Origin of the sequence: Ruegeria sp. R13_0, assembly GCF_017743995.1 — a bacterium.
In the GTDB taxonomy this organism is placed as follows: Bacteria; Pseudomonadota; Alphaproteobacteria; order Rhodobacterales; family Rhodobacteraceae; genus Ruegeria.
Genome location: NZ_JAGHRB010000008.1, coordinates 145,078 through 168,752 on the forward strand (window position 1 = coordinate 145,078; position 23,675 = coordinate 168,752).

The 23,675-nt window shown below is 58.2% G+C and carries 17 protein-coding genes and 1 pseudogene; all 18 read left to right on the plus strand.

The window, feature by feature from the left end:
• Positions 1 to 57: 57 nt before the first annotated feature.
• The 18 genes and pseudogenes from tssB (J7394_RS12330) to tssK all read left to right on the plus strand — a co-directional run bounded on the left by tssB (J7394_RS12330) (position 58) and on the right by tssK (position 23,661).
• On the plus strand, positions 58 to 573 hold the full coding sequence (gene tssB / locus J7394_RS12330; protein WP_209253393.1) for a type VI secretion system contractile sheath small subunit: 516 nt from the start codon (positions 58 to 60) through the stop codon (positions 571 to 573).
• A 3-nt stretch (positions 574 to 576) separates the two neighbouring features.
• The gene (gene tssC / locus J7394_RS12335) at positions 577 to 2,073 is read left to right on the plus strand and encodes a type VI secretion system contractile sheath large subunit (protein WP_209253394.1); all 1,497 of its coding nucleotides are present in this window, start codon (positions 577 to 579) and stop codon (positions 2,071 to 2,073) included.
• A 96-nt stretch (positions 2,074 to 2,169) separates the two neighbouring features.
• Positions 2,170 to 2,664, plus strand: a complete 495-nt coding sequence (locus J7394_RS12340) for a type VI secretion system tube protein Hcp (protein ID WP_209253395.1) — start codon at positions 2,170 to 2,172, stop codon at positions 2,662 to 2,664.
• Between the two features lie 81 nt (positions 2,665 to 2,745).
• On the plus strand, positions 2,746 to 3,549 hold the full coding sequence (locus J7394_RS12345) for a type VI secretion system accessory protein TagJ (RefSeq protein WP_209253396.1): 804 nt from the start codon (positions 2,746 to 2,748) through the stop codon (positions 3,547 to 3,549).
• Positions 3,542 to 4,036 (plus strand): type VI secretion system baseplate subunit TssE, encoded by a 495-nt coding sequence (gene tssE / locus J7394_RS12350; RefSeq protein WP_209253397.1) that lies wholly within the window; start codon positions 3,542 to 3,544, stop codon positions 4,034 to 4,036. Before J7394_RS12345 ends, tssE begins: the two co-directional genes overlap by 8 nt.
• A gap of 5 nt (positions 4,037 to 4,041) precedes the next feature.
• Positions 4,042 to 5,919, plus strand: a complete 1,878-nt coding sequence (gene tssF / locus J7394_RS12355) for a type VI secretion system baseplate subunit TssF (RefSeq protein WP_209253398.1) — start codon at positions 4,042 to 4,044, stop codon at positions 5,917 to 5,919.
• Positions 5,883 to 6,953 carry a type VI secretion system baseplate subunit TssG gene (gene tssG, locus J7394_RS12360; RefSeq protein ID WP_209253400.1) on the plus strand — a complete coding sequence of 357 codons (1,071 nt, stop codon included), beginning with the start codon at positions 5,883 to 5,885 and terminating at the stop codon, positions 6,951 to 6,953. The genes tssF and tssG overlap by 37 nt, the downstream gene beginning before the upstream one ends.
• A 2-nt stretch (positions 6,954 to 6,955) precedes the next feature.
• Positions 6,956 to 9,673: a type VI secretion system ATPase TssH gene (gene tssH / locus J7394_RS12365; protein ID WP_209253402.1), complete on the plus strand. Its 2,718-nt coding sequence runs from the start codon at positions 6,956 to 6,958 to the stop codon at positions 9,671 to 9,673.
• A gap of 41 nt (positions 9,674 to 9,714) precedes the next feature.
• Positions 9,715 to 11,271 (plus strand): hypothetical protein, encoded by a 1,557-nt coding sequence (locus tag J7394_RS12370; RefSeq protein ID WP_209253404.1) that lies wholly within the window; start codon positions 9,715 to 9,717, stop codon positions 11,269 to 11,271.
• Between the two features lie 84 nt (positions 11,272 to 11,355).
• On the plus strand, positions 11,356 to 12,573 hold the full coding sequence (locus tag J7394_RS12375) for a hypothetical protein (RefSeq protein ID WP_209253406.1): 1,218 nt from the start codon (positions 11,356 to 11,358) through the stop codon (positions 12,571 to 12,573).
• A 57-nt stretch (positions 12,574 to 12,630) separates the two neighbouring features.
• Positions 12,631 to 13,488 carry an ion transporter gene (locus J7394_RS12380; RefSeq protein ID WP_209253524.1) on the plus strand — a complete coding sequence of 286 codons (858 nt, stop codon included), beginning with the start codon at positions 12,631 to 12,633 and terminating at the stop codon, positions 13,486 to 13,488.
• Positions 13,481 to 13,978: pseudogene (gene tssB / locus J7394_RS22890) on the plus strand (type VI secretion system contractile sheath small subunit); the annotation flags it as partial. The gene J7394_RS12380 and the pseudogene tssB (J7394_RS22890), both read left to right, overlap by 8 nt.
• Positions 13,979 to 14,011: 33 nt before the next feature.
• On the plus strand, positions 14,012 to 17,770 hold the full coding sequence (locus J7394_RS23125; protein ID WP_371812006.1) for a type VI secretion system contractile sheath domain-containing protein: 3,759 nt from the start codon (positions 14,012 to 14,014) through the stop codon (positions 17,768 to 17,770).
• A 34-nt stretch (positions 17,771 to 17,804) separates the two neighbouring features.
• Positions 17,805 to 19,907, plus strand: a complete 2,103-nt coding sequence (locus J7394_RS12390) for a type VI secretion system Vgr family protein (protein ID WP_209253410.1) — start codon at positions 17,805 to 17,807, stop codon at positions 19,905 to 19,907.
• A 12-nt stretch (positions 19,908 to 19,919) separates the two neighbouring features.
• On the plus strand, positions 19,920 to 20,531 hold the full coding sequence (locus J7394_RS12395; RefSeq protein WP_209253412.1) for a hypothetical protein: 612 nt from the start codon (positions 19,920 to 19,922) through the stop codon (positions 20,529 to 20,531).
• A gap of 102 nt (positions 20,532 to 20,633) precedes the next feature.
• Complete coding sequence (locus tag J7394_RS12400) at positions 20,634 to 20,843, plus strand: PAAR domain-containing protein (protein WP_247748203.1); 210 nt, start codon at positions 20,634 to 20,636, stop codon at positions 20,841 to 20,843.
• Positions 20,844 to 20,853: 10 nt separating this feature from the next.
• A complete protein-coding gene (gene tagH, locus J7394_RS12405) occupies positions 20,854 to 22,281 on the plus strand; it encodes a type VI secretion system-associated FHA domain protein TagH (RefSeq protein ID WP_209253416.1) in 1,428 nt (475 codons plus the stop codon).
• Positions 22,282 to 22,320: 39 nt separating this feature from the next.
• Positions 22,321 to 23,661 carry a type VI secretion system baseplate subunit TssK gene (tssK, locus tag J7394_RS12410; protein WP_209253418.1) on the plus strand — a complete coding sequence of 447 codons (1,341 nt, stop codon included), beginning with the start codon at positions 22,321 to 22,323 and terminating at the stop codon, positions 23,659 to 23,661.
• The last annotated feature ends 14 nt before the right edge of the window (positions 23,662 to 23,675 follow it).

The window sequence follows — 23,675 nt, forward strand, 5'->3', positions numbered from 1 at the left end:
CGCAAGCCGAAAACCGGATTGAAAAGAAACACTGATGGATGAATCGAGGAGCATCAGATGGCTGACAGTTCACAAAAATTTATAGCCCGGAATAGGGCTCCGAGAGTTCAGATCGAATATGATGTTGAACTCTATGGTGCCGAAAAGAAGGTCCAGCTGCCCTTTGTTATGGGCGTCATGAGCGACCTTGCCGGGAAATCCGAGGTCGAGCAGCCCGCCGTGGCCGACCGCAAATTCCTGGAAATTGACGTCGACAATTTCGACGACCGGATGAAGTCGATGGCGCCGCGCGCGGCCTTTACCGTGCCGAACACCCTGACGGGCGAGGGCAATCTGGCCGTCGACATCACGTTCGAGAGCATGGATGATTTCAGCCCCGCCGCGATTGCAGCGAAGGTTGAGCCGCTTAAGGAGCTGCTGGATGCGCGCACCCAGCTGTCCAACTTGATGACATATATGGATGGTAAAACCGGGGCCGAGGATCTGATTACGAAGATCATGCAGGACCCGTCGCTGCTGAAGACACTGGCAGCCCAGCCCAAACCCGGCGCTGACGCCGCCGAGGAGGAGTAAAAGATGGCCGAAGAAGAAGCCAAGGTAGAAGCCGCCGAAGGCGCAACCGCGTTTGGGTCCTCGGAATTCGAGGCGCTGCTGACGAAAGAGTTCCGCCCCAAGTCGGATCAGGCGAAAACCGCTGTTGAAAGCGCGGTCAAGACGCTGGCCGAACAGGCGCTTGCCAATACCGGCCTGATCTCGGACGACGCATTGCGCTCGATCGAAGGGATCATTGCCGAGATCGACAAGAAGCTGACCGAACAGGTCAACCTGATCCTGCATCATGCCGATTTCCAGCAGATGGAAAGCGCGTGGCGTGGTCTGCATTATCTGGTGAACAACACCGAAACCGACGAGATGTTGAAAATCCGCGTGATGAATATCTCGAAGAAGGACATGCACAAGACCCTGCGCAAGTTCAAAGGAACTGCATGGGATCAGTCGCCCATTTTCAAAAAGCTCTATGAAGAAGAGTTCGGCCAGTTTGGTGGCGAACCCTATGGCTCGCTGGTAGCGGATTATCACTTCGACCACAGCCCGCAGGATATCGAGCTGCTGGGCGAGATGTCCAAGATCGCCGCTGCGGCGCATGCGCCTCTGATCACCGGGGCCAAGCCCAGCCTGTTCCAGATGGACAGCTGGTCGGAACTGGCCAACCCGCGCGATCTGACCAAGATCTTCCAGACGCCGGAATATGCCGCATGGCGTAGCCTTCGCGAAAGCGAAGATTCCAAATATGTTGGTCTGGCAATGCCGCGTTTCCTGGGTCGTCTGCCCTATGGATCGAAAACCGAACCGGTCGAGGAGTTTGCGTTCGAAGAAGACACCACCGGCGCAAACAGCGACAGCTACAGCTGGGTTAACGCGGCCTATGGTATGGCCGTGAACATCAACCGCTCCTTCAAGGAATATGGCTGGTGTTCGCGCATTCGTGGCGTGGAAAGCGGCGGTACGGTCGAAGGCCTGCCCGCGCATACGTTTCCGACCGACGATGGCGGCGTGGACATGAAATGCCCGACCGAGATCGCGATCTCGGACCGTCGCGAGGCAGAGCTGGCCAAAAACGGCATGATGCCTCTGATCCACCGCAAGAACAGCGATTCGGCGACCTTCATCGGCGCGCAATCGCTGCACAAGCCGGCGGAATATGATGATGCGGATGCAACCGCGAACGCCAATCTGGCGGCGCGCTTGCCCTATCTGTTCGCGACCTGCCGATTCGCACACTACCTGAAATGCATGGTGCGCGACAAAGTCGGCTCGTTTAAAAGCCGCCAAGACATGGAATCGTGGCTGCAGGGCTGGATCAACCAATACGTGGACTTCAACGCCGATATCTCGGCCGAAGCGGAAAAAGCACGTAAGCCTTTGGCCTCGGCCGAGGTGGTTGTGGAAGATGTCGAAGGCAATCCAGGCTACTACACGTCCAAATTCTTCCTGCGCCCGCACTATCAGCTGGAAGGCCTTTCGGTCTCTCTGCGTCTCGTATCGAAACTTCCGTCCGAAAAAGCTGGATAAAGGTCAAAAAAATTGGCGGCATGTGATGTGTTTCACTGCCGCCGCTACGACCCTCCGGTAAACCGGGTTTAGAAACTAGAAAAGAGGAAGGCTAAAATGGAAAACGTATTTGTACAGATGGACTTCCCGGGCGAAGCACGGGAAAAGCAGCACAAAGATTGGATCGCGGTTAAGTCGATCTCGTGGGAGGTTGAGCGGACGCTGGACATGTCCGACATGGGCACCACACAGCGCGGCTATGCCAATGCGAATTTCGGCAAAGTGACCCTGAACACCGAGCTCAGCAAAGCGTCTGCCAAGATCATGACCTATGTCGCGTCGGGCAAGTCGAACTCGGAAATGCTGATCCATATGTGCCGGTCTGGCGATGACGAAAAGAAAGGCATGGAGCCTTATCTGATCATCAAGCTGCGCGACGCGATCATTGACAGCTACTCGGTCGATGGTGGCGAGGACTCGATCCCGTCGGAAACCTGGACCGTCGCGTATCGCGGCATCTCGGTCAAATACAAGATTGCCGATTTCAAAACCGGCAAGCTCAGCGACTGCAACGAGTTCCTGTGGAACCTGGAAACCGGCGACGTCAGCTAAGGTCTCAAACGACAACGGGTCCCGGTGGCATTTGCTGCCGGGGCTTTTGCACTTTTTCCATCCTGACTGCGCGAGGGTTACATGACGCCGGAAGAGCATCTTAAATCAGGCGATCTGGCGGCCACATTGGCCACTCTGCAAGATAAAGTCCGTGCCAATCCCGCAGACGCGAAGCTGCGGATTTTTCTGTTTCAACTGCTCTGTGTGATGGGCGACTGGAAGCGCGCGATCACCCAGTTGAAACTGAGCGCGGAAATGGATGAAGCGGCCACAATGATGGCCAAAACCTATCGCGAGGCCATCATTTGCGAGGTCTATCGCGAAAAGGTCTTCGCCGGTGAAAAGACCCCGATGATTTTTGGTGAGCCGGAAGAGTGGCTGGCCCATCTGATCGAGGCACAGAAACTGACAACTGGTGGGCATTTCGACCAGGCCGCCGAGCTGCGCGCAAAAGCGTTTGACGCTGCGCCTGCGACATCCGGTACGGTGAATGGCGAAGCGTTCGAATGGATCGCGGATGCCGATATGCGGCTGGGGCCGGTCCTCGAAGTGATTGTGAATGGCCGCTATTTCTGGCTGCCGTTTTCGCAGATCGTGCGGATCGACATCGAACCGCCCAGCGACCTGCGGGACGCGGTCTGGACAGCCTGCACGCTGACCGTTGCCAGCGGAGGAGAACTCGCGGCCCTGATCCCAACACGTTATGCCGGTTCGACCGAGCAGGGCGATGATGCCGCCCGTCTGGCGCGGGCGACCTCTTGGGTCGATGCCGGCGGTGAAACCTTTGTCGGGCTGGGCCAGCGTTTGCTGACAACGGACAAATCCGACATCGCGCTGCTGGACATTCGCGAACTGGTTCTGGACGTGGCGGCAGGAGATGGCTGAGAAGACCCTTGCCGAACGCCTGCAACCCTCGCTTCTGGATCGGTTGACGGATGACGCGCCGGATCAGTTGAAAGAGGGGCGGGAGTCCCGCGTGATCGACGTCGGGCGCCTGCGCGAGATCATACAGCGCGATCTGTCCATGCTGCTGAACACCACCGATCAATCCGATCTGATTGATGAGGATGTCTATCCTTATGCCTCCAAGTCGGTCCTGAACTACGGCATCCGCCAGACTTCGGGCTCTTTCTCGACCCTGCGACAAGCCCAGCGCATTCAGAAGTCCATTGCCGATTCTATCGAAGTGTTTGAACCTCGGATCGTGAAAGGCTCGGTCGCGGTCGAATTGCGCTCGGAAAAGCAATCGGGCGAGATGCATGTGGACTATGACATCCGCGCGGTGATGTGGGCGCAGCCCATGCCTCTGGAATTGTATCTTCGCAGCCGGGTAGATGTGACCACCGGCGAAGTCTCGATCGAGCGGAGCTAGGCGCGATGGATACACGGCTTCTGAAACACTACGAAACCGAACTGGCATTTCTGCGCGAAATGGGGGCTGAGTTTGCAAACGCATACCCCAAGATCGCCTCGCGTTTGGGAATGGAAGGGATCGAAGTTGTCGACCCCTATGTCGAACGTCTGCTGGAAGGCAGCGCGTTTCTGGCGGCTCGGGTTCAACTGGAACTGGACATGCAGTTCCCGACTTTCACCTCGAACCTGCTCGAGATTGTCTATCCGCACTATCTGGCCCCGACACCGTCGATGATGGTGGCGCAGATGGAGCCCGACATCGGCAACGCGGCGCTGAAAGAAGGCTACCCAATCCCGCGCGGCACCACCTTGCGCGCGCGCCTGGCCGAGGGCGAACAGACCGCGTGTGAGTTCACCACGTCCTCGGACCTCACCCTCTGGCCGATAGAAATCACCGAAGCCGAATATATTGATGGTCGCGGAGAGCTGGTAGCAGCCGGCGTGGCGCGCGACACCGACGCTCGCGCCGGTATTCGCCTGCGTTTGAACCGCACCGACGGTGAGCCCATGGCCGAGCTGGGAATGGACAGCCTTGTGATGCATCTGGACACCCAGAGCGGCAAGGCCTGGACCCTGCATGAGTTGCTGGCCACCCAATGTGTTGGGCTGACGGGGCGCTCGACTGACCGCCGCGCGGACTGGACCACCCGGCTGACGACTGCGGATGTCGTGCCCAAAGGGTTTGACGCGGATGAGGCCCTATTGCCAACCCCGCGCCAGTCCTTCGACGGCTATCGCTTGCTGCAGGAATATTTTGCGATGCCAGAGCGGTTTCTGTTTGTGGAACTGACCGGCTTGCGGCCCGCGCTTGAAAAATCGGCGGACACGGATGTTGATATCTACATCCTGTTGCAGGACGGGATGCGCGATGTCGCCCCTGCCGTGACCCCTGCGGCCTTTGCGTTGAACGCGGTGCCCGCGGTGAACCTGTTCCACCGCCGTTGCGACCGGGTGCATATCACCCAGATGGACACGCAGCATCATGTGGTGCCGAACCGTACTGCGGGTCTCGACTATGAGATTTTTGCGATTGAACGTGTGACCGGCATTCAATCTGATGAAGAGGGCGACATCCCCTTCCGCCCCTTCTACAGCGACACTGATCTGACAGCCGCGGGCGACAATCACTCGGCCTATTACACGATCAAACGCCGGATGCGGCAGCGCAACGAAAAGGAACGGTTGCGGGGCGTGCGGACCTCATATCTGGGGTCCGAGGTTTACCTGACCTTGGTCGACCGGGCACAAGCGCCTTATCCCGGATCGTTGGAGCAATTGGCGGTCGAGGCGCTGTGCTCCAACCGCGATTTGCCCCTTTTGCTGGCCGCAGGCGGCGATGACGTCTTTCACCTGCCTGACGGTGGTCCGGTAAAGACAATCCGGACGCCGGTGACACCCACGCGCCCGCACGCGACCTTGGCGCAGGGTGATGCCGCGTGGAAACTGATCAGCCATCTCAGCCTGAATTATCTGTCCATTGCGGGCGACGGGAAAGAAGGCGGGGCGGGCGCTTTGCGCGAGTTGCTCGGGATCTATGCCCCGCTTGGCAACCGCGTGACCGAAAAACAGCTTGAGGGCGTCGTCTCAGTCTCCAGCCGCCCCATTGTGCGCCGGATGAGCGACGAGGTCCTCAGCACAGCGGTGCGCGGGCTCGAGATCACGCTGGGCTTTGACGAAAGTTTCTACGAGGGCACCAGCGTCTATGTGCTGGGCGCAGTGCTCGAGCGGTTCTTCCGCAAATACACCACGATCAACAGCTTCACGGAAACCGTGCTGAAAACCGAACGACGAGGAGAGATTGCCAGATGGCGACCAGCGGCCGGACTGGGCAGGATCATCTGAGCCTGCTTGCCGCGCTGGCGGCTGATCCTGAAAGGCATCATGTCTTTCAGGCGTTGCGGGTGATCGAAGCGCATTATGCGGATGCGCCGCGTCTTGGAGAATCGCGCCGCCCGCGCGAGGATCGCGTGCGTTTGGGGCAGGATGTTTCACTGGCCTTTCCGCCCAACACGCTGACACGGTTTGAACCGGCGACCGACGGCGCGCCAGGCAAGCTCAACAACTTGTTCTTTGGCTTCTTTGGTCCGCAAGGCCCTCTGCCCCTGCACCTGACCGAGTTCGCCCGCGACCGTCAGCGCAACCACCGCGATCCGACTTTCGTGGCCTTTGCCGATATGCTGACCCACCGGATGATGAGTTTGCTCTATCGCGCCTGGGCCGCGGCGGAACCTGCGCCCAGTTTTGACCGGGGCGATGATCCGTTTGAACAGCGCGTGGCGGCATTGGCCGGCTTCAAGGGTACCGACTACAGCGACCGCGATGCAATGCCGGACATGCTGCGCCGTTTCTTTGCGGGGCATCTCGGGTCAGGGACGAAAACGGTCGAAGGCTTGATCGCGATCCTGTCGGACTATTTCGGGGTCGAAGCACATGTGCAGCAGTTCGTCGGCTCGTGGTTGGAGCTGGAGCCGGACGACACATGGCAGCTCGGCGCGCCCGCGCGATTGGGGCAATCGACCAGCATCGGCAACCGCGTCTGGTCGCGCGCGGCCAAGTTCCGTATTCGCATCGGGCCACTGTCGCTGGAAGACTATAAACGCCTGCTGCCCGGCGGCGTTTCTCAGGAACGGATGGAGGCGATCATCCGCACCTATGCCGGTGACACCCTGGATTGGGAGGTCAATCTGGTGCTGGCCGGTGATGAGGTGCCGCGCGCCTCGCTGGGTGGAACGACGCAGCTGGGTCATACCAGCTGGATAAGAACCCGCGATGATCCTGAACAGAACCACCCGGATGCGGACGATCTGATCCTGTATCCCGGATATGTATCACAAGAATTCGAGGCCGAAGAACTGGCCCACAACGAGAGGTATTGAAGATGACGGAAATCAGCCGCGTTTCGCTGTTCGGTAAGTTGAACAAGCTGGGCTATCAGGCCATCGAAGGGGCCACCGTGTTCTGCAAGATGCGGGGCAATCCGTATGTTGAGGTTCAGCATTGGCTGCATCAGATTCTGAACGGTCAGGACAGTGACATTCACCGGATCATTCAGCACTACGACCTGGATCCGGGCAAGATTGCATCGGAACTGACGCGCAGCCTGGACATGCTGCCGCGTGGGGCGTCCTCGATCTCGGACCTGTCCGATCATTTGATGGACGCGATGGAACGCGGATGGGTCTGGGGTTCGTTGCTGTATTCCGACAGCAAGGTGCGGACGGGGTACCTGATCCTCGGCATGCTCAAAACGCCTGCGCTGCGCAACATCTTGGCCAGCATGTCGCCGGAGCTGGCAAAGATTGGCGCGGATGATCTGGCCGACAGCTTTGCTGAGGCCACCGATGGCTCGCCTGAGGATACGCTGGGGGCGCAGGACGGCTCGAACGTGGGCGGTGGCGCCGAGCCGGGCGAGGCCAGCGGCGCAATGGCCCCCGGTGCGATGGGCAAGGGTGAGGCGCTGGAGCAGTTTTGCACCGACCTGACCGAACAGGCCCGCAATGGTGAGATTGATCCCATCGTCGGCCGAGATGAGGAAATCCGCCAGATCGTCGACGTATTGATGCGCCGTCGTCAGAACAACCCGATCCTGACTGGAGAGGCGGGCGTGGGTAAGACTGCCGTGGTCGAAGGGTTTGCTCTGCGGATTGCGCGCGGTGACGTGCCTCCGGCGCTGAAAGATGTGCGCCTGTTGGTTCTGGATGTGGGCCTGCTGCAAGCAGGAGCGTCCATGAAGGGCGAGTTTGAAAACCGTCTGCGTCAGGTGATTGATGAGGTTCAGGCCAGCCCCACTCCGATTGTGATGTTCGTCGATGAGACTCATACGTTGGTCGGTGCGGGCGGCGCTGCCGGGACCGGCGACGCGGCCAACCTGCTGAAACCGGCGCTGGCGCGCGGTACGTTGCGCACAATCGGCGCGACCACATGGGCCGAGTATAAGAAATATATCGAGAAAGACCCGGCTCTGACCCGCCGTTTCCAAGTGGTGCATGTGGAAGAGCCCGATATTCCAAAAGCGGTTCTGATGATGCGCGGCATCGCCTCCATGCTGGAAAAACACCACCGCGTGCAGGTGCTGGACGAGGGGATCGAAGCGGCAGTGACCCTGTCCGCCCGTTACATCCCGGCGCGGCAACTGCCGGACAAATCGGTCAGCTTGCTGGATACGGCCTGTGCGCGGGTCGCGGTGTCTCAGCACGCGGTTCCGGCCGAGGTGGATGACAGCCAGCGTCGGATTGAGGCTCTGACCACCGAATTGGAGATCATTGAGCGCGATGAGACAGCAGGCTATGACGTTGCCGACCGGCGCGAGGCGGTGAATGCCGCGAAAGAGGCTGAAGAGGCGCGGCTGGCCGAACTCAACGGGCGTTGGGAGGCTGAAAAGAAAGTGGTCGAAGAAATCCTCGACCTGCGGGCCAAGCTGCGCTCCGGCGGGCAGGAGGTCGAAGGCACTGGTACCGCCGAGGGAGAAGCCGCGACAGAAGAGGCCCCGGACGCGCAGCCCATCGACCGTGAGGCTCTGCTTGCCGAACTCAAAGCCAAGAACGCCGAGTTGGAAGAGGTGCAGGGCGACAGCCCGCTGATCCTGCCCATCGTCGATCATCAGGCCGTGGCGAGCGTTGTTGGCGATTGGACTGGTATCCCCGTGGGCCGCATGGTCAAGGATGAGATCGAAACGATCCTGAAACTCGAAGATCGTCTGGCACAGCGTGTGATCGGTCAAGATCATGCAATGAAGATGATCGCCAAACGGGTTCAAACCAGCCGCGCGGGGTTGGACAATCCGAACAAGCCTATCGGGGTGTTCATGCTGGCAGGCACCAGCGGGGTTGGTAAAACCGAAACCGCGTTGGCCTTGGCCGAGGTGCTTTATGGCGGCGAACAGAACGTCATCACCATCAACATGTCTGAATACCAAGAGGCGCATACCGTCAGCAGCCTGAAAGGCGCCCCTCCGGGCTATGTCGGCTATGGCGAAGGTGGCGTGCTGACCGAAGCGGTGCGGCGCAAGCCATACTCGGTCGTGCTGCTGGATGAGGTCGAAAAGGCTCACCCGGACGTGCATGAGATCTTTTTCCAGGTCTTCGATAAAGGCGTCATGGAGGATGGCGAGGGCCGCGTGATCGACTTTAAGAACACGCTGATTCTGCTGACTTCGAATGTCGGCACCGAGATGATCATGGACATGTGCGCCGATCCGGATCTGATGCCCGATCCGGAAGGCATGGCTAAGGCGCTGCGCGATCCGCTGCTCAAGGTATTCCCGCCAGCGCTGTTGGGTCGTCTGGTGACGATTCCCTATTATCCGCTCAGCCCCGAGATGTTGGGCGAGATTACAAAGCTACAACTTGGGCGAATTAAGAAGCGCGTCGAATCTGCTCATGGTGTACCGTTCGAATACACCGACGCCGTGGTGGACGAGATCGTCAACCGTTGTCAGGAGCTGGACAGCGGTGGTCGTATGATCGACGCGATCGTGACCAATACAATGCTGCCGGATATCTCGGCAGAATTCCTAAAAAGAATGATGGAGGGCGAAGAAGTTTCCAAAGTCGTGATCGACGTCACAGACGGGGACTTCACTTACGGGTTTGATTGAGCGCAACGCATGATGCGTCTGACCGAGAAAGGGGACACTTTATGAAGGCGACTATGACACCGGAACTGGATCAGAAATGGTGGTCCAAGAACAAACCGAAGCTGATGAAGAAGACGGGCCTGGGCGATGCTTTGAAAGCATACCAGGTCGCCGAAGATCAGATGGATTGGGATAAGACTTTGAAAGCCTTGTCCAACGTCAAGCGCAAGGTGGCTGAGGCTGTGAAGCTCGCGGGCAGCAAGCACTCGGATACTGTGACGGTCCTGAAAAAGTACCCCAAGATCATCGACAAGAAAGAAAAGGAACTCGAGGAAAAGAAAAAGGACGCAGCGGCTCGGGCCAAGTCAGCCTCGGCCGACGCGCCAAAGCAGAAACTGGGTAAGTCGGTTGTCATCTGGAAAAAGGACCTGGGCACCGAGATTACCAAGAAATACAAGCCCGATTGGCTGAAAGAGCTGAAGGGTTATGCGTTCCAGTTGAAGCTGAACGATGATCTTCTGGATGTCCTTGAAGATGAAGGCGATTATGTCACGCCGCAGCAGATGGTGGACGACGCCAATGCGGTGACCGACAAGCTGGTTGATTTAATAGTCAAAGAGCTGAAGGCGACGGATGCGGCGTTCAAGAAGGCCAGTGACGCAAAGAAACGCGCGGCGTTGATCAAGGGGTTCGACGACAAGCTGGCGACCATCATGAACGGCGCCAAAAAGCACTATGAATCGATCCCGGCTAAACGCTGGCTGGCCTTTGTTAAGCGCAAGCAGCAATACAAGGACTACAAGGTCAAAACCGGCTTCGAAATTGCGATTGGCGCATTGGGCGTTGTTGGTGGGGCAGCAGGTGTTGCCGGTGCGGCCGCAACTGGTGGTGCGTCGCTGGCCTTGGGGATCGTCTCTCTGGTGCGTGGCGTTGCGCAACTGGCCGACAAGATCAAGGACGCCGCGCAAGAGGCCGAGAAGGTCGAAAAGAACCTTAAAGGCGATCTCGATACGCTGCTCGCGCGGTACCGCAATGCAGAAGGCGAAGCCAAAAAGCAAGTTCAGGGCGGTGCCGAGGTTGGTGCCTCAGTCCTCAAGGGCATCTTGGGCACCGATACGCCGTTCCTGGCCACTCTGCCGAAATGCGACAAGAACTACGGCCTGTGGCAGAACAAGGTCGCCGGGCTTGAAGTTGGTGGGCGCAAGCTGTCTCAGGCGATCATGAAAGGTCTGCAGGAATGCGACAAGCTTGAGAAAGCCATGAAACAGGCTGATGCGAAGAAGGCCGGTAAGTATCTGGACAAGCTCAAGAAAGCCCGTGCCTCGCTGCAGAAGGGTCTGGATGGGTGTTCGGATATGATGAAGCGGGTCTCGGACGCGGATAAGAACGCGCCGAACCTCAAGAAGATGCTGGATGCGCTGAATTCGAGCAATCCGAAATATGCTCAGATCTTTGACAAGGTATTCCCGGTTGTCGTTAACCTGACGCTGGCGGGTGCAAATGCTGGGGTTGGCTTCAAGGAAGCGTCGAGCACGCTCGACACGGTCAACACGGCACTTGGGCTGTTCAACGACATTGCCTCGGAAGGCAAGGATCAGCTGGAAGAAGCGATCGGCTAAGCGGCGGGGCGGCGCCCGTGGCCCAAAGCCACGTGGCGCCGACCTCATCCGGCAGGAACGAAACGGAATATAGGCGCGAAAAAAATGGCAAAGCAGACAGTTACACCTCACAAGTTTTACGTGGTCGATCTTATCCGATCGAAGCCCAAGCTTCAGTATATCGAGATCCCCAGCTACCGCGTTGACGTCAAATTCGAAGTCACGGCCAAGGGTCCGGTACCGTCGACCACGCTGAAACGTCTTGAAGCAGCCGGCATGAAAGAGCTGGAGCGTTATGAGACGGTGATCAGCCAAGAGGCAGTCAAGCTCGACAAGAAAGTCGCCGAGCTGATGAAAACGCCGGGTCAGAAATCTCAGGCTGAAGCTGAGAAGATGATCCAAGCCACCAACCAGATGATCAAGAACGCCCTGCGGTCGGCCGAAGGGGCCGCTCAGGTGGCTATAGAAAAGCAGATCAAGGTTGAGGCGAATAAGGACAAGCTGCTGAAAGAAGCGCGGGTCAAGACCACGCTGAAGGTGACCGCGGGTGTGATCAAAATCGGTACGGCTGTCACGCGGCTGGTGGCGACCTCGGGTGCGGATGTCATGGCCTACAAGACCATTGTCAAACAGGTCTACGATCTTGGCAAAGAGGTTCAGCAGCAGTTGAAGGGCGAAGAGAAGCTGCGCAAAGACCTGTATGGTGCAATTCAGAAGTATATTACGTTGCGGGGTACGTCCATCATGCAGGCGGCGGAACGGCAGGGGATCACAGATACTTCGGGAATTTCAGTAAAGAAACCGATGGAGGCGATCCAGAAGCTGACCGCCAAGGCCGTGGCCATGGGCGAAGAAGTGACCAAGGGTCGCGACGCTAAAAAGATCGCAAAGGAAATCGCGGATTTTGCGATCAAAGGGTACCAATCCTACCAAAAGGACTCGAACAAGAAGCGCGCGCTTTATCGCGAGCATACGACCAAAACGCGCCACAAGGTCGATGATCTGGGCAAGGCCGCTGACAAGCTTATGAAGGCTGCGAAATCGCAGAAAACCCTAAAAGAGGGCGTCAAGCTGGGTGCGGAATGTATGGCCGTCAAGCGTGAGGCCAGCGCCATGGCTGCCAAGCTCGAGGAACGTCAGAAGTTCCTGGCCGAGATGGAGACCCTGATGGAAGGCAACGGTCTGAAAGTGGATGATACGACCATTGTCGACAAGCTGAAGAAGCTGGATAAGATGACTGTCCTGAAAGAAACCAAGACGATGCTGACCTCGGTCAAAGGGGTATATACCCTGGTGAACGAAATCAGCGACGTTGTTGGTTAAACAAACAAAATTCTGGGCGCGGTTCGCTGCGCCCGACACCCAAAACAACAGGAGGTGTTGGTGGAATCCGGTATCGAGAAGAGCGAAACGCTCCGCGACACCGTGCGCGAGTTTGTCGAGCGTAAGGCTGTGACCAACACCATTCTTGGTGTGATCATCTTCAATGCGATCACGCTGGGGCTATCAACCTCTCCTTCGGTTCAGTCGAGTATCGGCCCGGCTCTGGTTTTGATAGACAAGATCGTGCTGGGCATTTTCGTGGCCGAGTTGTTGTTGAAATTCTATGCCTACCGGCTGAGCTTCTTCAACAACGCCTGGAATATCTTTGACCTTGTTGTTGTGACGCTCGGTTTGCTGCCCAACCGCGATGGGCTGTCTGCGCTACGTGGGTTGCGGGTCATCCGGGCGATGCGTTTGCTATCGGTCATCCCGCAGATGCGGGCGGTGGTCCAGGCCTTGCTTGACGCGCTGCCGGGTATGGGCGCGGTGATCATCATGATCTCAATCGTGTTCTACGTTTTCGCTGTCATGGCGACGCTGATGTACGGCCCGGATTTCCCGGAATGGTTCGGCTCTTTGGGCAAGTCGCTCTATTCTCTGTTCCAGATCATGACGCTGGAAAGCTGGTCGATGGGCATCGTCCGCCCAGTGATGGAGGTTCATCCCACCGCCTGGATTTTCTTCGTGCCCTTCATCGTCATCACCGCGTTTTCGGTTCTGAACCTGTTCATCGGTCTGCTGGTCAACACCATGCAATCCGCCGTGGAGGACGAGTCGGTCGAAGAGTTCTCGCACCTGCGCGAATTGGTACGCAGCGAGACCGATATTGTAGACGATCGCGTGAAGGAACTGCTGGTCGAGGTTCGCGCCCTGCGGCGCGAAGTAGCCGAGTTGAAAGGTCAAACCGATGGCTGACAGCTCTCAGAAATTCATCGCCCGCAATCGGGCTCCGCGCGTTCAGATTGAATATGATGTGGAGCTTTACGGGGCCGAGAAAAAGGTTCAACTGCCCTTTGTCATGGGCGTGATGAGCGATCTCTCCGGCAAGTCAACGGTCGAAACGCCCGCAGTCTCGGATCGCAAATTCCTTGAGATTGATGTCGACAATTTCGACGACCGTATGAAGGCCATGGCCCCGCGCGTTGAATTTGCCGTGCCCAATACGCTGACGGGCGAGGGTAATCTGGCCGTCGATCTGACTTTCGAGAAAATGGCCGATTTTACCCCGGCCCAGATCGCGTCAAAAATCGAGCCTCTGCGCAAACTGCTTGAGGCCCGCACGCAATTGTCGACCTTGATGGCCTATATGGATGGGAAAACCGGGGCCGAGACGCTGATCGAAAAAGTTCTGGCCGATCCGGCCCTTCTGGGCGCGCTTGCGGGCAGTACGCTCCCCGAGCAGGACAATGAGGCCACGTTGGACGCCTTGCGGGATATGATGCCCGAGGATGCCCCTGCCGACAATTCGGTGGAGGATGCGCTTGCGTCTTTGCCCGAAGTTGAGACCGCCGAGGCGCAGGATCAATCGGCTGACATCTTGTCCGATCTGGCGGCTGACGCTCCGGAGGACGCGCCTGAAGATACAGCCGTTGCGGATGCCTTGTCCTCTTTGCCCAGCTCGGTTGAACCGGAGGCGCCTGTAGATGACAGCGCAGATGTCCTGTCGAATCTGGCGGCGTCCGCGCCTGAAGAAGCGGCTCAGGATACCTCTCTCACGGACGCTTTGTCTTCGCTGCCTGAAACCGAGGTTACTGAGGTAGCCGACACGTCAGGCGATATTCTCGCGGAGTTGGCCGACGCCGCACCAGCGGATGAGGTTGAAGACACCGCCGCAGATGACATCCTGTCCAGCCTGCCAGATGTCGAGATTACGGCGGAAGAGGATGCGTCGGATGATATCTTGTCCGATCTGGCCCGCGTCGAACCTGATGATGAGCCCGAGGATACGTCGGTCGCGGATGCTCTGTCTTCTGTTCCCGAGGTTGATCTGTCCGACGTGTCGGACGACACCACGGATGTTCTTGCCGATCTGGCTGATGCTGCGCCCGAGACGACCGAGGTTGAGGATGTGGCTTCGGATATTTTGTCTGACCTCAGCGATCTGGGCACGGAAGAGGTCGAAGACAGCTCTGTGTCCGATGCCCTCGCGTCTCTGCCCGAAACGGATGTCGCGGATGAGGGTGATGGGTCCGATGACATCCTGTCAGACCTTGCAGATTCCGCGCTGGACATTGAGGTCGAAGAGGACACGCTCGGCGATGTTCTCGCTTCGGTACCCGAGGTTGAGGTCGCGTCTGAGACGGATCAGAGCGACGATATCCTCTCTGAACTGGCCGATCTGGAACTGGAGGAGACGGAAGAGGACGGCGCGCTGGATGCGGCGCTTTCATCGCTTCCGGATACCGATGAAGAGGTTGCAGAAGATCACTCGGACATTTTGTCCGACCTCGCCGACGCTGCCCCTGAGGAGGTGGATGAGGACGTGGATCTGGACGGTCTGCTTGATGATCTGGCGGAGAAGGCTCCCGATGAAGCTGATGAGCCTGCTGCAGAAGACATACTCGCCTCGGTGCACGAACTGGACAGCACGGATGAGACGGATCCGTTGGAGGACATCCTTGGTGATCTGGCAAGCGAGGATCAACCTGATCCAGAGGCAGAAGCGTCCGATCTGGATGATTTGCTTGCCGATCTGGCGGATTCTTCTGACGAGGCCCAGCCGGAGGAGGATGTTCTGGATGACATCCTCGGGGATTTGGTGGAAGCCGAAGCTGATGAGGTCGACGAAGCCGACGTAGAAAATGTTCTTGCAGATTTGGCCGAAGAGCCTGACGGCCATTTGGATGATCTTTTGAATGACCTTGGGTCGGATGAGGATACATCTGCACTGACGGATGAAGCGGCCGATGACCTAGAAGATCTGCTGGGTGATCTCGAAGAGACGTCAGATGATGCGTCTGACGATCTGGATGCGCTTCTGGGTGATTTGGAGTCCGAGCCGGACAGCGACGCCGCTTCAGACGATTTGGATGCCTTGCTGGGTGATCTTGAAGGCGGTGATGAGACCGAAGACGTGGATACAGATGATCTGGATGCGCTTCTGGCGGACCTTGGCGACGATGTTGAGGATGAGGATGCAGGTGGGGATGATCTCGACGCTTTGCTGAATGACCTGGGGTCGGACGACGACAGCCCGGCTGAGGCGGGTGCAGCGGATGATCTGGACGCTCTGCTGGCGGATCTGGGCGATGATGAGGGCGGTTCAGACGACCTTGATGATCTGTTGAATGATTTGGGCGCAGATGAGGATAATGAGGCATCCTCTGACGAACCAACAGATGATTTGGATGCCTTGCTGGGCGATTTAGACCTGGACAATGACGGCGAAGCTGATGATCTGGACGCTCTGCTGGGTGACCTCGATGCTGATGACGCGTCAGATGACACAGCGGAATTGGACGACGAGCCGCAATTGGCCTTTGGCCGCATGAGTGCGGATCGACCTGACCCTGAACGGCTGAAACGCACCCGGTTCCGGATCGCGCTCTTTGGTGATTTCTCAGGCCGCGCGGCGCGCGGGCAGATCGAGACCGGCGACGCCCTAGCCGCACGTAAGCCGATCATTCTGGATCCCGATACGGTCGAAGAGGTGATCGAGGGCTTCGCAACCGATCTCGTGCTGCCGATTGGCAAGGACGGTGCCGGGATCAAAGTGAAGTTGAAAGAGCTGGACGATCTGCACCCCGACGAACTCTATGAAAAGGTCGAACTGTTCGATGGCCTCTCGGGTCTGAAAAGCCAGTTGAGCGCGGGTGGAACTGCAGATCATGCCGCCAAACAGCTGATCGGCTGGGGGGAAGAGTTCGGGCAGGCGGTGGTGCCGCCGCGTAAAACCTCGGGCGGTAATACGGTTCGTGCTGACCTGAAGCTCAGCGACTTTCAGAAGCTGATTGGCGATACGTCGGGAGAGCTGGCGCAGGCCTCACCCGTTGATGACCTGCTGAAACGCGTGGTCGGCCCGCATATCCGCAAACTGCCTAGCCCCGATGTGCAAGCGATGCAAAAGGCAGTGGACGAGGCGCTGAGCGCTGCCATGCGCATGGTTCTGCATCACCCCGAGTTCCAATCCGTCGAAGCACAATGGCGCAGTCTCGATCTGATTGCACGCAGTGTTGAGGATGACGATACGCTCGACGTGGTTTTGTATGACGTCTCGGCCGAAGAGATCGCAGCGGATTTGGCCGCCGAAGAAGATCTGGCAAAAACCGGTCTGGTTCGGTTGTTGACCGAAGAGCCGTTGGACGAAGAAAACGGGCGCGGTGGATATTCCGCGCTGATCGGGCTTTATACCTTTGAGGAAACGCCGCCTCATGCAGAACTGCTGGGCCGTATTGGCCGCGTTGCGGCCCATGTGGATGCGCCGTTCATCAGTGCAATCACTCCGGCCTATCTGGATGTGAAGCCCGAGGACCGTCACCCGCTGGTCGTCGATGCCTGGGATACCCTTCGCGCGATGCCCGAAGCCGGGCATGTCGGTCTGGCCTCTCCCCGGTTCCTGCTGCGGCGGCCTTACGGCGCCAAGTCTGAGCCGATCTATGAGTTCGATTTTGAGGAATTCACCGAGTCCGAGGGTCTGCGCGGTATGCTTTGGGCCAATCCGGCGGTTCTGGTGACGATCCTGTTGGCGCGGTCCTTCAAGCAAAATGGCAAGGCGATGAATTTGGGCTCGGTCATGAGCTTGGGTGGCATACCTTACCATTTCGTCAATGACCGCTACGGCGATCAGGTGGCGCTGCCGTGTACCGAACGTAATATCACGCTGCCCAAACACGAACATTCGGTCCAGCGCGGCTACATGCCGGTGCTGTCGGTCAAAGGCCGCGATGAAATCCGGCTGGGCTCGTTCAACTCGGTTGCCGGGCAGGAGATTCTGGGCCCGTGGTCCGGTATGCCCGCGCCTGCGCCGTCGCCGGATGTGCCTGCTGCGCCCGAGGCTGATGAGGATGGCGATCTGGATTTGGATCTGGACCTCGACACAAGCGACGACGATGATTTCGACCTAGATCTGGACCTCGGAGATGACGACAGCGGTGATCTTGATGATCTGCTGGCGTCATTTGGCGACGATGATGGCGGTGACGATAGTGATGATGACGATATGGACCCCGAACTTGCTGCACTGCTGAACGATCTGTGACGGCGCGGTGAACGAGAATTGGAAGGAACGGTAAATGGCTGAGAGTCTGCAAAGTAAAGAGTGGCCGCTTCGGATAACGGGGTCGTATATCTATGGTGAGGATGATCTTGTCATCAGGCGGGCCGTCGTCTCGGAAGAGCTGGGAAAACTGACCGAAATTCAGGTCGAATTCCTGTCGGAAAAGACTACGATTTCGTTGGACAAGCTGCTGGGCAAGGTGATGACCATCCATCTGGCCGCCGACGGGGCCGAGCGAAAATTCACCGGCACGATCGTGAGGGTGGAGCGGCTGGCGCTGCGCGATGGTTATGTACAGTTTCTGGCCGAATTGCGCCCTTGGTTCTGGCTGCTGACGCAGACCACCGACAGTCGCATCTTTCAGGAAATGACCGCCGTGCAGATCATCGAAAAGATTTTCGGTGAATACGGGCTTACGGATTTCAGAAAAAGCCTGCGCGCCACTTACCAGCAGCGCGAATATTGCGTGCAATATCGCGAAACGGATTTCGATTTTATCTCGCGCCTGATGCAGGAAGAGGGCATTTACTACTATTTCGATTACACGAATGCCGAAGACAAGAATGAGACGCTGGTCATGTGCGACGGACCAAACGCGCATACGCCGATTGCCGGGGACGCAAAGGTCGAATTCCGGGGCGGGGATGACTACAGCCAACGTCTTGGCGACTCGGTCACCGAATGGGCCGCGTCCGAGACGATCCGGCCCGGAGTTGTCTCGCTAGGCGATTTTGATTTCGAAAAGCCCAAGGCATCGCTGGATGCGCGGGCTAAAACGCCGACTGGTGCAAAGCACGGGTTCAAGGACAAGCTGGAGCTTTACGATATCCCTGGTCACTACAAGGAAACCGGGCCGGGCAATACGCTGGCCAAGGTGCGGATGACGGCCGAGGATGCTCTGTTCGACCGGCGGCGCGGGCGGGCTTCGGTCCGGGCGCTGGAAACCGGTCGCAAGTTCACGCTGCAGGATCATCCCGACAAGGCGGAGAATGCGGAATACCTGATCACCAAGGCGCGGTATTTTCTTCAGACCACCGAAGGTTATGGATTTGCCAAGAACGATAAAGATCTGGACACCGGTGCGCTGGAGTTTCCGGAGGACAGCAATGAGATGTTCATGGTTGAGTTTGAAGCCCAGCCCGGCAAAACCGAATTCAAGTCGCTGCGCACGATCCCGTGGCCCGAGATTTCGGGCCTGCATACGGCCATCGTAACCGGCAAGGCTGGTGAGGAAATCTGGACTGACAAATACGGTCGCATCAAGGTGCAGTTCCATTGGGACCGCGAAGGCAAGAAGGACGAAAAGACCACCTGCTGGGTGCGGGTTGTCACCCCTTGGTCGGGTAAGAACTGGGGTATGGTCAGCATCCCCCGGATCGGGCAGGAGGTTGTCATCCAGTTCGAAGAGGGTGACCCGGATCGGCCGATCTGCACGGGTATGCTCTATAATGCCGACACCATGCCACCCTATGCCTTGCCTGCAAACCAGACGCAAACCGGGATCAAGACGCGGTCCTCGAAACAGGGCAGTGCCGAGACGTTCAACGAACTGATGTTCGAGGACAAGAAAGACGCTGAACTCGTGCGCTTTCAGGCGCAGAAGGATCACGAGAAGCTGGTCAAGAATATGTCCACGATCACTATCGGCTACGACAAGCTGGACAAGGGTGGCAATGGCGGTGACGGCTGCCTCAGCCAGGTGGTCAAGAAGAACGTGGATGAGACGATCAAGGAAGGTGACCATACCTTCACCATCGAGAAGGGTAACCAGACGGTCAGCATCAAGACTGACCAGACCGAGACCATCGAGGGCAAGTCCACCCGCACAGTGACGGGTAATCATGCCGAAACGATCAAGGAAGGCGACAAATCCACGACGGTCAAGATGGGTGATATTCAGGTCGATGCCAAAATGGGCAAGATCACAATGACCGCAATGAAGTCGATCGAATTGAAGGTTGGTGGCTCTTCGATCAAACTGGACCCGACAAGCATTACTATCAAGAGCACGATGATCAAAGTGCAGGCCAATGCCAAGTTGGATGCAAAAAGCCCGATGACGACGGTCAACGGTGACGCCATGCTGACCCTCAAGGGCGGCCTGACCATGATCAACTAAGGGGGCAGCGCGATGACAGACCGTTTTTCCGGAATGACCAAAACGCCCCAGATGCCTGCTGCGCGCATGCTGGCCGATGCAAATGCACGTCTGAGCGTCAAGCTTGAGGCCCCGGCCAGTGCGCCCTTGGATGTGGTGTTGACTGAATTGGATGAGAAAGGCGCAGTGATCGATATCCTGCGCCTTCTGGGGGTGGCCTTGCCTGCCCGAGAGCGTGTGTGGTGGTCTTGTCTGGCCGCGCGCGACTATATCGGTGAGGCCCCGGACAACAACACACCCGCACTGGCGGCGTCCGAGGAATGGGTGTTTCGCCCTACGCCCGAGAATCGGGAAAAGGCCGAAGCTACAATCGAGGTGGCCGAACCGGATGATGAGACGATAAACTGCGCCATGGGGGTTCTCTATGCGGAGGGAACCCTGGGAACCGGTGATCTGGCGACCATGCCCGCGCCGCCCGGCGCGGCCGAGATTTTGGCCTTTGCCATGAATATTGTTGCAATGGACAATCACGAAGAGGATTTTGACGCCTACGTGCAGTTGCTGATCGACCGCGGGGTCGATATTGCTCGGGGTGGGAATGGTAAGCTTGACCGCAAGGAAGACGGTTTGGAGACAGAGGAGTAGGACATGGGATTTCCGCAAGCCCGCGTCACAGATATGCATTTGTGCACGTTGCCGGCCCCGCCGCCAGCGCCGCCGCCGCCAGCGCCAGTTCCGATGCCGATCATGCCGCCCTGCTGCCCCACGGTTCTGGTGTCAAAACTGCCCGCGGCACGTGTAACGGATCTGGCCACGCCCGCTTTCCCGCATCCAATTGTGAAAGGGTCAGCAACAGTGTTGATCAGCAAGCTTCCAGCAGCGCGGGTTACAGATAATTGCGCCTGTGGTGGCCTCATTATACCGCCGTGCTGCCCCACCGTACTGGTCGGAGGATGAAGACAAACGAATGACGGTCACTTTGAAATTCCAATCCACCGGCGTGGTCCCGGGCGACGGGCGCCCGGTCTCGATGCAGGGGGGCTCTTTGACCGTAGGGCGTGGGGCGGCCAATGACTTGGTCCTGCCTGACCCTGAAAAGACGCTGAGCAAAAGCCATTTCGTGATTGAAGATCACAATGGAAACGTGGTGATTGTTGATCTGTCGACAAACGGAACTTTTCTGAACTACTCGAAAATCCCACTAGGTCGGACACCGACGCCGCTCAACAATGGCGACGTGCTTGCTGCGGGCGGGTACGAGATGGTTGTCGAAATCGGGGCGGACCTGCCCAGTTTCGAAGAATCGATCCCGCAGCCGGTGCAACAGGCGGGGGTGTCTCCGGGTATGTCCCAGAACGCGCCGGATCCGATGGCATTGTTGGACGATGCCGCTCCGGGCGGGGATTTTCTGGATGACCTTTTGGGCGGTGACGCCAAAGGGCCCGGGCAGATTTCCACGCCTGACCCGATGGATGAACTGCTGCCACCTTTGGAGGATGACGATCCGTTCTTTGCCAAGCCCAAGGATGTGCATGCGGATATGGGCGCAAGCGATGCGATGCATAACCCGTCGGCCAGCGACGCGTTTACCGCACCCTCCGCAGGCGGAGCGAACCTGATCCCTGATGACTGGGATGATGATCTGCTGTCGCCCTCGGGCGGCTCTGCCTCGGATCCATTTGCCGCGCCTGAACCGGCGCGTCCGGAACCCACCGCGCCGCCTCCGATCAAGCCAAAGCCGGGCAGGCAAGCCGAGGTAGCTCCGCCCTCCGAACCGGTTGAGGCAGAAAAACCCGTTCCGACCGGCGGTGGCGATCAATCCGCTGCCCGTGCCTTGCTGGAGGCGTTGGAGGTCGACGATCTGCGTATCGACGACGCCGATTTGCCTGCCACGATGGGCCGTATGGGCCGTGTGTTGCGGGTGATGATCACCGGCTTGCGGGAAATCCTGATGACCCGCACCTCGATCAAGTCAGAGTTCCGTATCGAACAGACCATGATCAATGCGGGCGGCAACAACCCGTTGAAGTTCTCGATCAGCCCGGAACAGGCGATTGAGGCCTTGGTCAAACCGCGTGTCAAAGGCTACCTTGCCTCGGAAGAGGCGACCGAACAGGCATTGAACGACATCAAGGCGCATGAGGTTGCGATGGTCACTGGCATGGAGGCCGCGCTCAAAGGCGTTCTGGCCCGGCTGGACCCCGAGGTGCTGGCAGGAAAAATTGAGGGTTCCGGCAAACTTGGGTCACTTTTTAAAGGTAAAAAGGCTCAGTACTGGGAAGTGTACGAGAAGATGTATGCTGATATCTCGGATCAGGCAGAGAATGACTTTCACGATCTCTTCAGCCGGGAATTCGCGCGCGCGTATAAAGAACAGCTGGAAAAGCTGAAGTAGCGCCCCATCGCGGGCGGCAAGAACAAGGGAGGGCAGCCATTGTCCTGGGACAGCAAGGTGCTTTGGACCGAAGGGTTGTTTCTGCAGCCCCATCACTTCCAGCAGGCGGATCGGTATACCGAGGCGCTGGTGGCTGGTCTCGCACGCCGGGTCACGCCTTATGCGTGGGGTGTCAGTGCGTTAGAGATCGATGATGAAGTGCTCAAGGTCGGTCAGTTTGCCTTGAAATCGTGCTCGGGTCTGACACCGGACGGGCAGGTATTTCGCGTGCCGCAGGCCGAAGATCACCCTCCTGCGCTGGAAGTGCCAGAGACAATCAAGGATTGCGTCGTCTACCTAACGGTTCCGCAGCGGCGGCAGGGTGCCTCAGAGGTGGATCTGAGCGGGGCCGAACAATCGGTCAGCCGTCTACGCCCGGCTGAGCAGGAAATCACCGATGTGATGAGCCAACAGAAAAAGCCTGTCACGTTGGGTGTGGGCAAACTCCGATTGCAGTTCGCGCTGGAAGTGGATGATTTGGCGGATAAATTGGCGATCCCGATTGCCAAGATCATCGAAATGCGCCCGGACAAAGAGATCATTCTGGATCGCGGTTTCATCCCATCTGTGTTGGACGTGCGCGCCGCCGCTGCGCTGGCCGGATTCATGAATGAGCTTGAGGGGATGCTGTCGCACCGCATGCAGGCCTTGGCAGGGCGTCTTTCGGATGGAGGGCCAGCCAAAGGGGCTGCCGAGATTTCGGACTTCCTGCTGTTGATGACCATCAACCGCAACCTGCCCTTGGTGCGCCATTTCGCCAATATCGAAAACGTGCATCCCGAACATGTCTACCGTGTCTGCGCCGCGCTCGCCGGTGAGCTGGCGACCTTCATGAGCACCGAGAAAGAGGCCGTGCAATTCCCGGCCTACCAGCATGACGACCTGACCGCCTCGTTCGCGCCAGTCATTCGAACCCTGCGGCAATATCTGAGCTCGGTGTTGGAGCAGACGGCGGTCTCAATCCCACTGGAGGCACGGAAATACGGTATCAGCGTGGGCGTGATTGCCGACCGCAAGCTTATCGGCAACGCCGGTTTCGTGCTGGCCGTGAACGCAGATATCCCGGCCGAGGACGTACGCCGTCATTTCGCCGGGCAAGCCAAAACCGGCCCGGTTGAGGAAATCCGTCAATTGGTGAACTCGGCCCTTCCCGGTATCACGCTGCGCCCGTTGCCGGTCGCTCCGCGGCAGATTCCATATCACTCCGGTGTCGTCTATTTCGAACTGGATGCCGCCAGCCCATACTGGGGCAAGATGACCACCTCGGGTGGGATCGCGGTTCATGTATCGGGGCAATATCCGGGACTTGAGATGGAGCTGTGGGCGATCCGCAACCAATAAGAGTGAACGTGATC

What these genes read in the sequence shown, in the direction of transcription:
- tssB (WP_209253393.1), top strand. Translation starts at nt 58, where the DNA reads ATGGCTGACAGTTCACAAAAATTTATAGCCCGGAATAGGGCTCCGAGA.
- tssE (WP_209253397.1), top strand. Translation starts at nt 3,542, where the DNA reads ATGGCTGAGAAGACCCTTGCCGAACGCCTGCAACCCTCGCTTCTGGAT.
- J7394_RS12375 (WP_209253406.1), top strand. Translation starts at nt 11,356, where the DNA reads ATGGCAAAGCAGACAGTTACACCTCACAAGTTTTACGTGGTCGATCTT.
- tagH (WP_209253416.1), top strand. Translation starts at nt 20,854, where the DNA reads ATGACGGTCACTTTGAAATTCCAATCCACCGGCGTGGTCCCGGGCGAC.
- J7394_RS12390 (WP_209253410.1), top strand. Translation starts at nt 17,805, where the DNA reads ATGGCTGAGAGTCTGCAAAGTAAAGAGTGGCCGCTTCGGATAACGGGG.
- J7394_RS12395 (WP_209253412.1), top strand. Translation starts at nt 19,920, where the DNA reads ATGACAGACCGTTTTTCCGGAATGACCAAAACGCCCCAGATGCCTGCT.
- tssC (WP_209253394.1), top strand. Translation starts at nt 577, where the DNA reads ATGGCCGAAGAAGAAGCCAAGGTAGAAGCCGCCGAAGGCGCAACCGCG.
- J7394_RS12370 (WP_209253404.1), top strand. Translation starts at nt 9,715, where the DNA reads ATGAAGGCGACTATGACACCGGAACTGGATCAGAAATGGTGGTCCAAG.
- tssF (WP_209253398.1), top strand. Translation starts at nt 4,042, where the DNA reads ATGGATACACGGCTTCTGAAACACTACGAAACCGAACTGGCATTTCTG.
- J7394_RS12400 (WP_247748203.1), top strand. Translation starts at nt 20,634, where the DNA reads ATGCCGCCCTGCTGCCCCACGGTTCTGGTGTCAAAACTGCCCGCGGCA.
- J7394_RS12340 (WP_209253395.1), top strand. Translation starts at nt 2,170, where the DNA reads ATGGAAAACGTATTTGTACAGATGGACTTCCCGGGCGAAGCACGGGAA.
- J7394_RS12345 (WP_209253396.1), top strand. Translation starts at nt 2,746, where the DNA reads ATGACGCCGGAAGAGCATCTTAAATCAGGCGATCTGGCGGCCACATTG.
- tssG (WP_209253400.1), top strand. Translation starts at nt 5,883, where the DNA reads ATGGCGACCAGCGGCCGGACTGGGCAGGATCATCTGAGCCTGCTTGCC.
- J7394_RS23125 (WP_371812006.1), top strand. Translation starts at nt 14,012, where the DNA reads ATGCCCGAGGATGCCCCTGCCGACAATTCGGTGGAGGATGCGCTTGCG.
- tssH (WP_209253402.1), top strand. Translation starts at nt 6,956, where the DNA reads ATGACGGAAATCAGCCGCGTTTCGCTGTTCGGTAAGTTGAACAAGCTG.